Origin of the sequence: Endozoicomonas arenosclerae, from assembly GCF_001562015.1 — a bacterium.
Lineage (GTDB): Bacteria > Pseudomonadota > Gammaproteobacteria > Pseudomonadales > Endozoicomonadaceae > Endozoicomonas_A > Endozoicomonas_A arenosclerae.
The window spans coordinates 46945-61845 of record NZ_LASA01000052.1; the positions used below are offsets into that span (position 1 = coordinate 46945).

10 protein-coding genes are annotated in these 14901 nt (G+C 48.8%); 5 read left to right on the forward strand and 5 right to left on the reverse strand.

Annotated elements, in window-relative coordinates; genetic code table 11:
* Nucleotides 1-56 precede the first annotated feature (56 nt).
* Both WG89_RS04485 and WG89_RS04490 read left to right on the forward strand, forming a co-directional pair.
* Nucleotides 57-767, forward strand: coding sequence for a pseudouridine synthase (locus WG89_RS04485; RefSeq protein ID WP_079253652.1), 711 nt, complete (start codon nucleotides 57-59; stop codon nucleotides 765-767).
* Between the two features lie 30 nt (nucleotides 768-797).
* On the forward strand, nucleotides 798-1196 hold the full coding sequence (locus tag WG89_RS04490) for a VanZ family protein (RefSeq protein WP_062261902.1): 399 nt from the start codon (nucleotides 798-800) through the stop codon (nucleotides 1194-1196).
* Here WG89_RS04490 and WG89_RS04495 read toward each other — a convergent pair.
* The 5 genes from WG89_RS04495 to WG89_RS04515 form a co-directional block, all read right to left on the reverse strand.
* A complete protein-coding gene (locus WG89_RS04495; RefSeq protein ID WP_062261905.1) occupies nucleotides 1190-3181 on the reverse strand; it encodes a sensor histidine kinase in 1992 nt (663 codons plus the stop codon). The genes WG89_RS04490 and WG89_RS04495 overlap by 7 nt on opposite strands.
* Nucleotides 3182-3246: 65 nt before the next feature.
* Nucleotides 3247-3822 carry a DUF1439 domain-containing protein gene (locus WG89_RS04500; protein ID WP_216638440.1) on the reverse strand — a complete coding sequence of 192 codons (576 nt, stop codon included), beginning with the start codon at nucleotides 3820-3822 and terminating at the stop codon, nucleotides 3247-3249.
* Complete coding sequence (gene nfi, locus WG89_RS04505; RefSeq protein ID WP_062261912.1) at nucleotides 3803-4495, reverse strand: deoxyribonuclease V; 693 nt, start codon at nucleotides 4493-4495, stop codon at nucleotides 3803-3805. Before nfi ends, WG89_RS04500 begins: the two co-directional genes overlap by 20 nt.
* Nucleotides 4488-5882, reverse strand: a complete 1395-nt coding sequence (locus WG89_RS04510; RefSeq protein ID WP_062261915.1) for an ATP-binding protein — start codon at nucleotides 5880-5882, stop codon at nucleotides 4488-4490. Before WG89_RS04510 ends, nfi begins: the two co-directional genes overlap by 8 nt.
* Entirely contained in the window at nucleotides 5879-6577 is a 699-nt protein-coding gene (locus WG89_RS04515; RefSeq protein ID WP_062261918.1) for a response regulator, read from the reverse strand. Before WG89_RS04515 ends, WG89_RS04510 begins: the two co-directional genes overlap by 4 nt.
* Nucleotides 6578-7300: 723 nt before the next feature.
* Here WG89_RS04515 and WG89_RS04520 point away from each other — a divergent pair.
* The 3 genes from WG89_RS04520 (at nucleotide 7301) to WG89_RS04530 (ending at nucleotide 14883) form a co-directional block, all read left to right on the forward strand.
* Complete coding sequence (locus WG89_RS04520; RefSeq protein ID WP_062261922.1) at nucleotides 7301-8515, forward strand: efflux RND transporter periplasmic adaptor subunit; 1215 nt, start codon at nucleotides 7301-7303, stop codon at nucleotides 8513-8515.
* 5 nt (nucleotides 8516-8520) lie between these two features.
* Nucleotides 8521-11649 (forward strand): efflux RND transporter permease subunit, encoded by a 3129-nt coding sequence (locus tag WG89_RS04525; protein ID WP_062261926.1) that lies wholly within the window; start codon nucleotides 8521-8523, stop codon nucleotides 11647-11649.
* 126 nt (nucleotides 11650-11775) lie between these two features.
* The gene (locus WG89_RS04530; RefSeq protein ID WP_062261928.1) at nucleotides 11776-14883 is read left to right on the forward strand and encodes an efflux RND transporter permease subunit; all 3108 of its coding nucleotides are present in this window, start codon (nucleotides 11776-11778) and stop codon (nucleotides 14881-14883) included.
* Nucleotides 14884-14901: the final 18 nt, after the last annotated feature.

Below are 14901 nucleotides of genomic sequence, written 5' to 3' on the forward strand. Positions count from 1 at the left end.
TTGTTCTGTTTTAATAAATTTATAATGCCTGCCCAACGCTATTGAGACTCAGCCTAATGTCAGGTCGACCACACCCCAAAGCCAGCAACCATCAGAACAGGTCAGCTCCAAAGCCTCCTCCCAGGTTGATACTGTTCAACAAACCCTATGGGGTTCTGACTCAATTCACAGATAACGAAGGGCGCAGTACTCTCAAAGACTATCTTTCCATTCCGGACATTTACCCCGCAGGTCGTCTGGACAGGGACAGTGAAGGCCTTCTACTGTTGACCAACAATGGTCAGATTCAGCATCAGGTCAGCTCTCCTCTGCACAAGATGGAGAAAACCTATTGGGTTCAGGTTGAAGGGATACCAGACGAGCCATCACTGGAAAAACTGAGACAAGGCATTGAACTCAATGATGGTCCAACACGTCCTGCCAAGGCTCGAATCATCGAAGCTCCTGCAATTTGGCCCAGAATTCCACCTATCAGAGAGAGAAAATCCATTCCTGACTGCTGGCTTGAGCTGACTATAAAAGAAGGGCGAAACAGGCAGGTGCGCCGAATGACTGCTGCGATTGGCTTTCCTACCTTAAGATTAATTCGTTACCAAATTGGCGAATGGACTCTGGATGGACTGGAGTCAGGAAGCTGGAGAGAAACTACTGTTCCAGAATCGTTAAAGGTACAATTATCTAGAAAACAGGCTTCTAAAAAGCCAGTCAGCCGAAATTACAAAGGACGAACTCGATCGTCACTTCGTAGACAGAAAAATTCTAACTGAATATTAAAAGAAAGAAACTGGAAGGAACCCTTGCTAGAACTTTTCAAGAAACACTATTTTCATCTGGCCCGTATTGGTTTGATACTGACTATGGCGGTCATTCTGTACTTGGCACTGATGCCATTGGATAAGGCCCCACTTCCTGAGATCAGTGACAAGATTCAGCATCTGGCCGCTTTTCTGGTTCTGGCGTTTCTGATGGATGCCAGCCTGCCCGAGAAACCCTTTAATATCTGGAAAACGGGGTATCTGTTAACTTATGGTCTCTTTATAGAAATTCTTCAGTTACAAACAGAACATCGCTTTTTCTCAGTAGAAGATCTTGTGGCCGACTTTGCAGGAATCTGCCTGTATTTCTTGACTATACCGATATGGAAGCGCTTACCACTTATGGGTTGGCGTTGGTCTTTAGCCAGTCAATCTCAGTGAAGCTCAACCAGACAGGTAACACTGAGTTCAAAGCGAGTGCCTTGATCAGGCCTGTTATTAAAGGAAACCGTTCCGCCCATAATATGCATCAGCTGGCGACAGATGGTAAGCCCTAACCCCTGACCTCCTGAATGCCCCTTTGCAGAGCCATTCACTTTCTGGAAAGGTTGGAAAACATCACGCCCGGCTGACTCTTCAATGCCAATCCCGGTATCATCGATACAGACTTGCAATCGAATCTTTCCTGATTGCTCGTGAGGCCGGGTAGTCGCAATCACAGTGACTCCCCCCTCTTCAGTGAACTTGACTGCATTCTCAAGCACCAGCGATAAGGCTTTAAACAGCTTCTGGGCATCACCGTAAAGCGTCTCTGGCATATTGTGAACACTGGTTTCAATGCTCAACCCCTTCTTCTCACAGGCTGGCTTAAACTGATCTTCCAGAATATTCAGCTGACGCCTCACATTAAAAGGGGATCGCTTCACTGTGACAGAGCCAGACTGAATCTCACTCAATGACAACAAGTTGCTGATAACCTCACTCATTTCATGAGCTGAATCTCTGGCTTCCAACAGAGCATCCTGCTGCCCATTCGGATCTATCAACTCCAAAGCGTTTTTGAGCTCGCTCATAGGCTTTTTCAGCTCGCGAGAAGCCGCACTGAGAAACTCATCCTTTAGCCGACCGGCTTCGAGCAGACGCTGATTACTTTTCTCCAGCTCCTGCTTGGCCTGCTGCTCCACCACTACCTTGTTTTCTCTAACGCCCCGAATACGACTGGCCAACGCCAAAGACAGTAGTGTCACCTCAAAAGACAGACCTATGGGGATAATATTTCGTGTCAGGGCATTGCTGGGCAGAAATCCCATAAGCATCAGACTATAAACCCCGGCGCTGGCGATAAATGTGGCAAATGCAAGAAAGAAAAAACGAGCTGAACGATCGCCTTTGGCCAGCCAGAAATACAATCCGGTCAACATCATAACTGGCAATGTCGGCAGGACCTGAATCATCACAAGCTTTGATGCCAGACCGTTATGGGTGATCAGAGTAAACGGAACAATCAATAATCCAGCCATTAGCATGGCTGTATAAAAACGGTTTATAACCGCTGACTTCTCTGCAAGCTTGAGGAATGATTGGGTAAACAGCACCCCACTCACACCCGTGATGCTCATGAAGAAAGGAGCGCCACTGTTAATCATGGGATAGTCAGGCCAGAGATGAGCCAGACCGGTACCATTAATAGAGAGCAAATAAAGTAAAAACCCTCCTATATAAAGAACATAATAAAAATAACTTTGTTCCCTGATTCGAATAAACAACATCAGGTTGTAAAACAACATCACCAGCAAAATGCCATAGATGGCACCATAAAGCGTATCAGCCCGATTGGACTGCTCAAGATAGGCAATGGGCGACCAGAGCTTCACCGGAATCTGCATGGAGCCTGTCGTTTCAACCCTCAAATAGAAATGAGTGACATCTCCGTTATACATTTCAATGGGGAAGATAAAGCTCGGGTGAGCCACAGCACGGATGTCAAAAGGGTATTTATCACCACTGTTGTATTCATGATAAACACCATCAAAGTCCATGAGATAAAGCGTTACAAGATCCAGTGCCGGGTAAGCCACTTCGATTAGCCACTCACCAGACTCTTCTCCTACATAGGAGATGTACTTTAAATCGAACCGCAACCAGATAACGGCCTGGGAAATACCTGAATTCAGTGCTGCCAGATCAACGGGCTTGAACTGCCGGGAGTATTCCGGCTTTTCCAGCTCCTCAACTCGTAAAACACCCTGGGTATCCTCCAGATACTCGGCGATCATGGCCAGATTCAACTTCTCGGTATTTTCAGTAATCACGGTAGGTTCAGCTGAGGGATGGGCTTGCACCTGAGAAAAGCTGATCAGCCCAGCTACCAGAAAAAGGATACCTGCCAGCCAGGCGTTTGACTTTATTAAATGCGATCCATGCATGAAACTATGTTCTTTTCCGGGATTACCAGTCTTTTTGACCAGAGAGGTCAGCTATCTGGAAAGAACTATTTTTCAGGCTCATCAGCAGAAACAACCCACTTTCCCTGCTCCACTTGGGTTGAGTATTGACCCTCAGCCAAAGCCTGATAAAGATCAGTTCCTTCTTTCAAGGGTATTATCGGCAAGGTCAGCAACTCTTCTGATAAAACTTTCTGGAATTGCTCCAGGACCAATGCCTGAATCATCGCCAGCTCCAGGTCGACACGAGCTTCCTTGAGTTTCAGGTCAGTAAAATAGAAAGTATGGTCGTCACTGTCGTAACGGAGTATTGCATCACCGGTCACCTGAATCGGAATGGGTTCAGAAACAGCATTCCCCAGAAAATCCGCATCAACCTTGCCATCAAATGAAAAAGAGAGAGGTTCATTATCGCCGTTAATGCGAAGTAACGGCTTATCGAGATAGACCTGAACATTAACCAGTGGCATTAATTGCATGACACGAATCTGGGGAGAAAGGTAAGACTGCTCAACCAAAGCATTTAACTGCTGTTGGTCAAAAGAATGAGTCTTGTTTTGGGAACAGCCAGCCAGGAAAAGCAATACCATCAGGCCAGAAAGACTAGTCAGTAACTTTCTCAAGCTGCTTTTGTGCTCTCTCAAGTGCTTTTCCCCGGTTTGAAGCCAGAGCATCGGCCCAGCGAGTTGTTTCCGGTAATCGATATTGGGTAAGGCAAGCCAGAACATAATCAACCGCCGTAGTCAGTGAAACCCTGTGTCCGATACTAACATAAAGTGGGCGTACGCCCTGTCTGCTGCGAAGTAGCCGACCAATCACTTCTTCGTGATCAACCAGGTCAACCTGGCTACCTTTCTCTTCAGAAAGCTCTGCATGCTTTCCACAAAGTCGACTTTTGGCAACACCAATGGTTGGCAGCCCTGTCAGTACACCCCCGCAGGCTACTCCCAGCCTGCGGGGGTGAGCTCTGCCCTGACCGTCGCAAAGCACCAGATCCGGAACTGAACTCAGCTTCCCCAGAGCTTCAATAATAGCTGGACATTCACGAAAGGAGAGCAAACCCGGAATGTAAGGCATTCGGGTGGGTTCACGGTGAATCACATAATCTTTTAAAGCCAGAGAAGGAAAGTCCAAGAGGGCAACCGCCGCTCGGGTAACTGCTCCCTGCTGCTCAAAGCCTACATCAACACCAGCAACCAGTCTGACTTCGGGCAAGTCATCCTGCTGAATAACTTTTTCAGCCAACTCCAGCTGAGAAGTACGGGCTTCAGCTGGAGTAAGATCCCAGTTATACATTGAGCTTGGTATCCAGAGGTATCTTAATAGTGACCTCAAGGCCCGGGTGGGCATTTCTGGCAGAAATAGAGCCACCGTGGTTGGCAATTGCCCCCATAGCTATGGCAGTACCCAGTCCAAAACCATCATTCTCTTTACCCCGGGTTTCATCAACACGGAAGAATGGCTCAAACATCGCATCCAGAGATTCTTCAGGAACACCAGGACCTTTGTCCCGTACCTTGATAATCACATTTCGCCGGAATTGCTCCAGGGTGACATCAACCTGAGTACCTTCGGGAGTGAAGCGAATAGCATTTCGAATAATGTTCTCCGCAGCACTGCTTAACCAATCCCGGACACCACAGATTTCAAGAGGCTGGCTTTTAATCAGATCAACACCCTTGTTCTGGGCATGAGCTTCAAAATTGCCGTCATCAACCAGCTGTTTAAGCAACTGTTCAAGATTCACCTGCTCACACGCTACTTCACTCAGGCCATGCTGAATTCGGGAGAAACGAATAATTTCACCGATCAGTTCATCGAGACGTTCAATTTCTCGCTCAATTCGGGAATGCTCAGCATCGGCTTCTGGCGTTTTTCTCCGAGCAAGCGCAAGAGAAATCTGCAGTCGAGTCAAAGGAGAGCGCAGTTCATGAGAGACGTTTCTCAGCAGGATTTCCTTGTTATTCACAAGGGTTTCCAGCTGCTCGGCCATGTGATCGAAGTCACGAGCAAAATCGCCCAACTCATCCCCCCGTTGTCGGACAGAAGCCTCAACCCGGGCAGAAAGCTCACCTTTCGCCAGACGTCTGGAAGTGCCTTGTAATCTCCGAATGGGTACCACAAGATATCGAGCCAGCATAATACAGAGCAGGAAGCTGACCCCCAGGGCAATAATCACCAGATGCCACTGCTGGGACAGTACCTTGGTCACTCGCCAGTGAACCAATCGGGGCATTTCCTTGGTCAGGAAAAGGTCATAGGGCACACGTCCAATCCAGACCTTTCTCGGACCAACTACCACCACACCACTTCTGAATGTAATAGTAGGCTCTGTCCGATCATGGGTTCGGTCATAGGCTGACATCAACTCATCGGGCACCGCTCTTCTACCCACTACTTCACCGGCAGGATCAAAAAGGTAAAAATAGCTGCCTGTGAATTGCGGAAAAGGGGTATGAGAAGCCCAACCGGAGGCCATACGCTCAACCTTTCTGGAAACTATTTCCAGCTCCCGAAAGAGTTCTCTGCGTTCAGACAAAAAATCCGAGGGATCTACTGTAATGGCCACTGTCACCACCATAGCCGCCATCATCGACAGCATGGTCAACCAGAACCACAGGAACAATTTCCAAAACAGGCTCTGGAATGGCCAGGCCAGCATTCTCCGGACTTGATTCATCATGGGCGTATATAGAAGTAACCTGCACCGCGAACCGTTTTGATTCTTGGGGAGCCGTCAGGACGCGTACCAATCTTCTTACGAACATTGCTCACGTGCATATCAATGGCACGGTCATAAAGTGTCAGACGACGGTTCAACGCTATCTGAGTCAGCTCGTCCCTTGAAATCAATTCCCCGGCCTTTTCAATCAGGGCCTTTAGCACCATAAACTCGGTAGCTGTGAGTTCAAGCAAAGTGTCCGCAATCTTGGCTTCCCGGTTAGCCAGGTTCAGGGTGATATCATCAATAGACAACACTTTATTACCGGCTTCAGCACCCGGTGTTCTGCCTCGTCTGAGAATCGCCTTGATTCTGGCCACCAGTTCTCGATGGTTGTATGGCTTGGGCAGATAATCGTCGGCGCCGATCTCAAGACCAATAATTCGATCTACATCATCACCACGAGCTGTCAGCATAAGAACAGGGATATCAGACGTCTGACGAATTTTTTTCAGAACGTCAAAACCGTTCAGTTTAGGCAAGGTGACATCCAGCAGAACCAGTTGATACTCACCCGACAACGCAGCATGCACACCTGATTCACCGTCATGTACGGCATTGACAGAGTACCCTTCAGTGGCCAGATACTCGATCAGCAGCTCACAGAGCTCAATATCATCGTCTATTAACAGAAGCTCTAGATTTTCATTACTCATTGGCAGCTCCGCAATAAAAAAAGACCCCGCGGGGGCAATGGCGGGGTTAAAGGTACAGCACAGGGTACAAAATTTACAGAGAGTCTGTCAGCAGACAAAACAGTCTTGGACTAATAAATCGTCATATCGCAAAAAACAGCACTCGTAACTCTGGAAGACTTTCGTTTTGTTTCACTCTTACTTTGGGTGAAAACCTTCAATGTTTGAACAATGGCTCCAGTTTATGGGAGCCCGTATAAACCTTGGGGTTAGAGTCAGTAAGCACTGTGTAAACAGTCCGCCAGAAGTTTTATTCGCAATTGAAGTAAACATCCTGTAAAACAATTGCAGCTTTTTAAAATTATGGTAGGAATCAGCCATGAGCTGAGTACAATACCTTCCACTTTTCCGGCATGAGTATGCCTTGCTCTGCACGCTACCGTTACGAACATATAAGAAACGATCACTTTGAATATAAACGCCCACTGAGACTGTTTATGTTCGCCTTCTTACGTAGTCATGTGTAGCAACCAGAACTGAATAACGAAAGGTCGATTCTGAAACACAATTAATTGTCAGAATTGATGCCTGAATAAGGTAAGCGCAGACAGCTATGGCAATTTACAGGCTAGAATTGCCTGTGTATTGCATTCCGGAGATCTCTCCGTATCAGCACGCTTATACCACAGGACTCTGACCTTGGGCCGGAAATCTGAACTTGAGACTACCCTCTCGGAGCCATCGATGAAATCGATCATCACCAACAAACAACGATCCCTGCTCCCCTTCGGTTTGCTTGTCGCATCCGTATTGGCGCTGGCTGGCTGCAACCAGAAGCAGGAACAAAGACAGATGCCACCTCCAGCCGTTTCTGTAGTGGACGTCACTCAGCAACCGGTCGGCGACTATAAAGAATATGTTGCCCGTACTGAGGCCGTAAATACGGTGGAACTCAGGGCTCGGGTAGAAGGTTTTCTTACCCAGAGAGACTTCATTGAGGGACAGACCGTTGAAAAGGATCAGTTACTCTTTGAAATTGATCGAAAGCCCTATATCGCTAACCTCAAGAAAGCAGAAGCCGATCTGTCGAGCGCCAAAGCAGAGCTGAACAAGTCAAAGAAAGACCTCCAACGCAGCAAGGATCTTTATAAGAAAGGTCATATCAGTCAGGCTGACCTGGATGCCCAGACCAGCAAGGAAGCCCAGGCAGAAGCTTCTGTTCAGGCAGCTGAAGCCCAGCTGGATACGGCAAAGCTGAACCTCAGTTATACCGAAATCAAGGCTCCTTACAAAGGCCAGATTGGTCGCGCCAAGTACAGTGTGGGCAACCTTGTAGGCCCCAGCAGTGAGCCGCTGGCAACCCTCACTTCTATTGACCCAATCTATGTTAACTTCCAGGTGGATGAAAAACAGATCATCAGTCATCTTCAGGAAAGCTCTGGCAACCGGGTTCCCGAAGAACAGCAGTTTGCAATGCAACTTCGCCTGCCCAATGGCAGTGACTATGACCACAAAGGCACCTTCAACTTTGCAGACACCCATGTTGACGAGACTACAGGTACTCTGACATTACGTGCTGAATTCCCTAACCCTATGGGAATCATCGTACCTGGTCTCTACGTTACCCTGATCATGGAAAGCAACGCTAAAAGCGAGCACCCGATCATTCCTCAGTCTGCAGTACAGGAAAACCAGTCTGGTCGCTATGTTCTGGTGGTGACAGCCGAGAATGAGGTAGAAACCCGTCAGGTTGAACTAGGTCGTCGTATTGGGCCAATGTGGGTAGTAAACTCAGGGCTTAAAGCCGGTGAAAAGATCATCGTAGAGGGGCTGCAGAAAGTGCGTCCTGGTGTGAAAGTTACCCCCAGCATCGTGACTATTGATCCGGAAACAGGCGGGATAATTTCCCAGCCAAAGTCTGGTCAGCAGCAGGGCAGCCAGGCTAACAAACAAGGGTAACTGCGATGATCAGTCAGTTTTTTATTAACAGGCCCAAGTTTGCCTTTGTCATATCGATTGTCATAACCCTGGTGGGTTTGATCTCCATGATGACTCTGCCTGTGGCTCAGTTTCCGGAAATCACACCGCCACAGGTTAACATCAGCGCTGTCTTCCCCGGTGCCGATGCAGAGACTATTGAAGAAGCAGTTATCCGGCCTATAGAAGAACAGGTTAACGGTGTAGAGGATATGCTCTACATCAACTCCTCTGCCGGTAACGATGGCAGTGCCAGCATTACCATTACCTTTAATTCCGGTGTTGACCAGGATATGGCTCTGGTCAACGTCCAGAATCGTGTAGCGGTGGCAGAACCGTCTTTACCGGAAGATGTCAGACGGACCGGTGTTACGGTCAGCAAGAAGTCATCCAGTATGCTCATGGGTATCAATCTGGTCTCCCATGAAGGTGAGTATGACGGTGTTTACCTGAACAACTACGCCAACAATTACCTGAAAGAGCCCATGGCTCGTATCGACGGTGTTGCTTCGGCAGATATTCTGGGCTCCATGGTCTACAGCATGCGTATCTGGCTTGACCCTGAGCGCATGGCATCTCTGGACATCACCACTTCAGACGTATCTAACGCTCTGAATGAACAGAATGTTATTGTTGCAGCCGGTAAACTGGGCCAGGCTCCTAACCAGGCCGACCAGCAGTTCACCTACACCATTAAAACCAAGGGACGTCTGAGCGACCCTGACGAGTTTGAAAACATTATCATCAAAGCTAATCCTGACGGCTCCTACGTTCGCATCAAGGATATTGCCCGTGTTGAGATGGGCTCCCAGAGCTACGATGGCGTTGCCAAATTCAACAATGATGACACCGCATTCCTGGTTATCTACCAGCAGCCAGACGCTAATGCGATGGAAGTGGCCAAAGGTGTAAAAGCCACCATGGAGGAACTTTCAGCTCGTATGCCAGAAGGCATTGAGTATGAAATCAAGTTTGATACCACTCAGTTCATCGACCAGTCCATTAAAGAAGTAGTGATTACCCTGCTTCAGGCTGTGGCCCTGGTTGTTCTGGTGGTATTCCTGTTCCTGCAGAACTGGCGCGCTACTTTGATCCCTGCGATTGCCATTCCGGTCTCCCTGATTGGTACCTTTGCGGTCATGCTGGCCCTTGGTTTTTCCATCAATACGATCACTCTGTTCGGCCTGGTACTGGCAATAGGGGTCGTGGTGGATGACGCCATTGTCGTCATCGAAAACGTGGAGCGATTGATTACCCAGGAAGGGATGAGTCCGGCTGAAGCCACCAGCAAGGCCATGAAGGAAGTATCCGGGCCTATTGTTGCTACAACACTGGTATTGCTCGCGGTATTCGTACCGGTAGGGTTTATGCCGGGCATTACCGGGGGACTTTACTCCCAGTTCGCGGTAACCATCTCTGTTGCCGTTTTGCTGTCATCCATCAACGCCCTGACATTGAGCCCGGCGCTGTGTGCCACTTTGCTGAAACAAGGCAAGATGGGACATATCAAATGGCTGGTACCTGTTGATAACTTCATCAAGCGACTGACCGGCGGATACAAAAGCTGGGTTACCCTGCTGCTGAGAAGAGGTATTCTGGGCGTCGGCCTGTTTGCCATCATGATGGCTTCTACCGGATTCCTGTTCACCAGCACCCCTTCCGGCTTTGTTCCTGATGAAGACCAGGGTTTCTTCGTAGTCGATGTTCAGCTGCCTGATGCGGCCTCCCTGAACAGAACCGAATCGACCATGAAGCACATTACTGACATCATCCGGACAGAACCTGATGTCGACAGTGTTATCAGTGTTTCCGGCTTCAGTATCATGGGCGGTTCGAACTCCAACAACGCCATGGCGATTGTAGTTCTGAACAACTGGAAAGACCGCCCCGACATTATGCAGCACCAGCAGGTTGTCCTGAGAAAGATTCAGGGCAAACTCTGGACTCTGCCTGAAGCACAGGTCATGGCCTTTGCCTTCCCCCCCATTCCGGGTCTGGGTTCTTCCGGTGGTTTCGACTTCCGACTTCAGGATACGCTGGGACGCAGCCCTCAGGAACTCGGCCAGGTGCTGAATGGCCTCATCTATCAGGCCAACCAGCGCCCCGAGATGACCCAGGTATTCAGTACCTATCGAGCTAACGTCCCTCAGTACTTCCTGGAAGTGGATCGCAACAAGGCAAAAGCCCAGGGCATTCCCCTGTCTGAAATCTTCATGACGCTGCAAACCCAGCTGGGTTCACTGTACGTCAATGACTTCAGTAAGTTTGGTCGAACCTATCAGGTAAAACTGCAGGCTGAGAGCGAATATCGGGCCAACCCTTCCGACATTAGCAAGTTCTATGTCAGGAATCTCAATAGCCAGATGGTGCCACTGACAACGGTTGCTTCCCTGAAGCCTATTCTTGGCCCCAGCAGTATTGATCATTACAACCTGTACCGATCTGCCAGTATCAGCGGTAAAGCCAACCAGGGCTTTAGCTCAGGTGATGCCATCACTGCTATGGAAGATCTGGCGAAGACACTGCCTGATGGTTACACCTTTGAATGGTCTGGACAGTCCCTGCAGGAAATCGAAGCGGGTAGCGTAGCACCACTGCTGTTCGCCCTGGCCTTCCTGTTCGTTTACCTGTTTCTGGTAGCCCAGTATGAAAGCTGGACCATGCCAGTGGCCATCATAGTTGCGGTACCTATCGCTATCTTTGGTGCCTTCTCCGGCATCAATCTGTTCCGACTACTGGTGCCCTCGATGGCGAACGATATATACGCCCAGATAGGTATGGTGCTATTGATCGGTATTGCCGCCAAGACGGCCATTCTGATCGTAGAATTTGCCATGGTACAAAGGCAGCAAGGCAAGAGTATCTTTGATGCTGCTGCTGACGCTGCAGAGCTGCGTTTCCGTGCGGTACTGATGACAGCCCTGTCCTTCGTACTGGGTGTACTGCCTCTGGTATTCGCCAGTGGTGCCGGTGCCGCAAGCCGTCGAATTATCGGTACTACGGTCATGTCCGGAATGCTGGCAGCCACCATCTTCGGCACACTACTGATACCGCTGTTCTACTTCTTGTTGCAGAAAATGCGAGAGCATTTCAATCCCGATAAAGCCAACAGCTGATCCATCAAAGCCCCTGACTCTCAGGGGCTTTTTTTATAGCCCGTCTATTATTGAGAGAACTTCGCGCCGAGTCGGTAGTCTGACCTCATTGTCAGCGTTCTTCTCAATAATAAATGACGAGTCCTCATGCTTACACAGTTCTTTCTGCGCCGTCCCAGACTGGCCCAAGTCATAGCTCTGGTCATTTTAATCAGCGGTTTTCTTTGCCTGCCCTTGATTCCCACACTGGAATACCCTCAGGTAACGCCACCTCAGATTGAAATCAAAGCCTTCTATATGGGAGCCACAGCCGATCAGGTTGAACGGGCCGTAGCCACCCCCATAGAGCTCGAGATGAACGGTATCGAAAGTATGCTGTATATGAACTCCCGCAGTTCTAATGATGGCTCCATGACCCTGACCGTCACTTTTGAAGCCGGGACCAATCCTGATATTGCCGCGATGAATGTCCAGAACCGGTTGGAGCGAGCCAAACCCAACCTGCCCAAAGAAGTACTGGAATTTGGCATTACCACTATGAAAAAGCTCAGCACCCAGCTGATGTTTATCTCACTTTACTCATCCAATCCGGAGCATGATGATACTTGGATGAGTAACTTTGTCTCCCTGAAAGTCAAAGAATCCCTGGCCAGAATTCCGGGGGTCGGCTTTGTCGACATCATCGGAAAGCGGGATTACAGCATGAGAGTCTGGATGGACGCAGACAAAATGAGCAACCTGGGCCTGACCCCCTCGGATATCTATCAAGTCATCAAGGATCAGAACCGGGAAATCATAGCTGGCAAGGTAGGACAAAGCCCCAGCAAAAATCATCAGCAACTGGAATACGTCATTGAGGTAAACGGCCTGCTGAGCAGGCCGGAAGAGTATGCCAGCATTCCTTTGAAAAAAGGGAAAGATGGAAAGGTTTTACGACTGGGAGATGTAGCTACCATAGAGCAAGGCTCCCAATCCTATGACTTTATCAAGCGACTGGGCACAGGCAGTGCAATACATCTTTCTATATTTCAGCAACCAGATTCCAACGGACTGGAAGTCAGCCGCCTCTTGAAAGAAGAGATGGAAAGACTCTCAGCATCCTTTCCTAAAGATGTGGATTACCTCATTCCCTACGACATGAGTCGCTTCGTCAAGGAAACCATCCATGAATTGGAAGTCGCCCTGATACTGACAATACTGTTGGTTATTCTTGTCATTTACCTGTTTCTGGCTGATTGGCGTTCAACCCTGGTACCTGCTGTCACCATTCCAGTTTCACTGGTTGGCAGTCTCTCAATACTCTACATGTTGGGTTATACCATCAATACCGTCACGCTGTTCGGACTGGTATTAGCAGTGGGCATTGTCGTGGATGATGCCATTGTGGTGGTCGAAAATGTCCAAAGGCAGATGCAGGAAAACCAGCTTTCATCGAGAGAAGCCGTCATTCAGGCAATGAAGGAAGTGACAGGCCCCATAATTGCGACGACGCTGGTTCTATTCGCTGTTTTTTTCCCCATAGGTTTTATTCCGGGTACAGCAGGACACTTTTATAAAGAGTTTGGCATCGCAACCGCCAGTGCTGTACTGATCTCCTGTGTCTGTGCACTGACCCTCAGCCCCATCATGTGTGACAGGCTATTGAGAAATCAAGGCGCCAGGGAAAACAGGATTTATCACGGAGTTTTACACAGAGGTTTTGAAAAGCTCAGCCAGGGCTATTTGTTTCTGGCCCGATGGCTGTTAAAGAAACCTGTAGTCACCTTGTTGATCTTTATTGTTATTTCTCTGTCTTCAGTCTGGTTGCTGAAGATAACACCTCGAGCCTTCGTCCCGATTGATGACCGTGGTTTCTTTTATGCTCTCATTCAGCTTCCTGACAGTCACTCCCTGAATCGGAGCGACAGACTGGTACAACAGGTCATAGACCTGACCGAAGACATAGAAGGTATTGAAAATACCGTATCCGTCTCTGGCTTCAGTCCTGTAACAATGACGTCCTCTCCCAGTGCAGCCTTTGTCGTCTTCCTACTCAAACCCTGGGGTGAGCGTGATACGGCAGAAACCAGTTTGCAGGGTATTATGGCCGAAGTAGGTCAGAGGATTGGAGATATAGACAGTGCCAACATTATGCTGGTGCCCCCCTCCCCCATACCCGCCATCAGCTTGTTTGGCGGTTTTGACTTTAAACTTCAGGATCTGGGAGGACATTCACCGGCTGAGCTATCAACAGTCCTCAACGAAGTTATACAAGGCATCGACAGCAAGCCAGAGATAAACGGCGGCTTTAGCATGTACCGGGCGAATGAGCCCAGAGTCATATTGGAGATTGACCGGGAAAAGCTCAACAATCTGGACATTAAGATAGCCAACCTGCAAGACGTATTACAGGGGCATCTGGGCGCCATGTATGTGGATCATTATTTTCGCTATGGCCGCAATTTTATGATTCTGCTGCAGTCAGAGCAGGAAGATCGAGCCACGCCTGAAGATATTCTTGAGCTCAAGATTCGCTCTGAAAAGGGCAAGATGATTCCTCTTAAAAACCTGGTCACTCTGCGAAACGGTCTGGGTCCTACACTGCTGGAACATTACAACATCTATCGAACCGCGAGCATTTCTGGTCAGCCCGCTCCAGGCTATGCCATTGAAGATGCCATGAGTGCCATGGAAGAGCTGGCTACCCAATTGCCTGAAGGTTATGACTACGTCTGGTCAGGTATGTCACTGCAACAACGGGAAGCTGGAAAATGGACCGCCCTTATCCTGTTGCTGGCTATTTTATTCGCCTATCTGTTTCTGGTAGCACAGTTTGAAAGCTGGACACTGCCCATAGCAGTCATGGCCTCTATTCCCATTTCCATGGCTGGAGCATTGTTAGGCCTCTATTTCTCAGGATTGGATAACAACATTTACGCCCAGCTGGGACTTATTCTCCTCATTGGTCTGGCCGCGAAAAATGCCATTTTGATCATTGAGTTCGCCAGAGCCAGAGAAGCTCAGGGGGAAAGTATTTTCGACGCCTCACTGACAGCAGCACGGCTTCGGTTTCGTGCAGTCCTGATGACCGGCTTGTCCTTTATCATGGGGGTAATGCCGCTACTGTTTACCCACGGTGCAGGTATGCAGGCACGTAAATCTCTGGGGACTCCGGTTTTCTGGGGTATGCTGGCAGTGGTGATACTGGCAACACTGCTAACACCTGCTTTTTATCTGATACTGAGAAACACTAAACGGTGGTTTCAAACACGTTGAGCAGATGTAATAATTAAT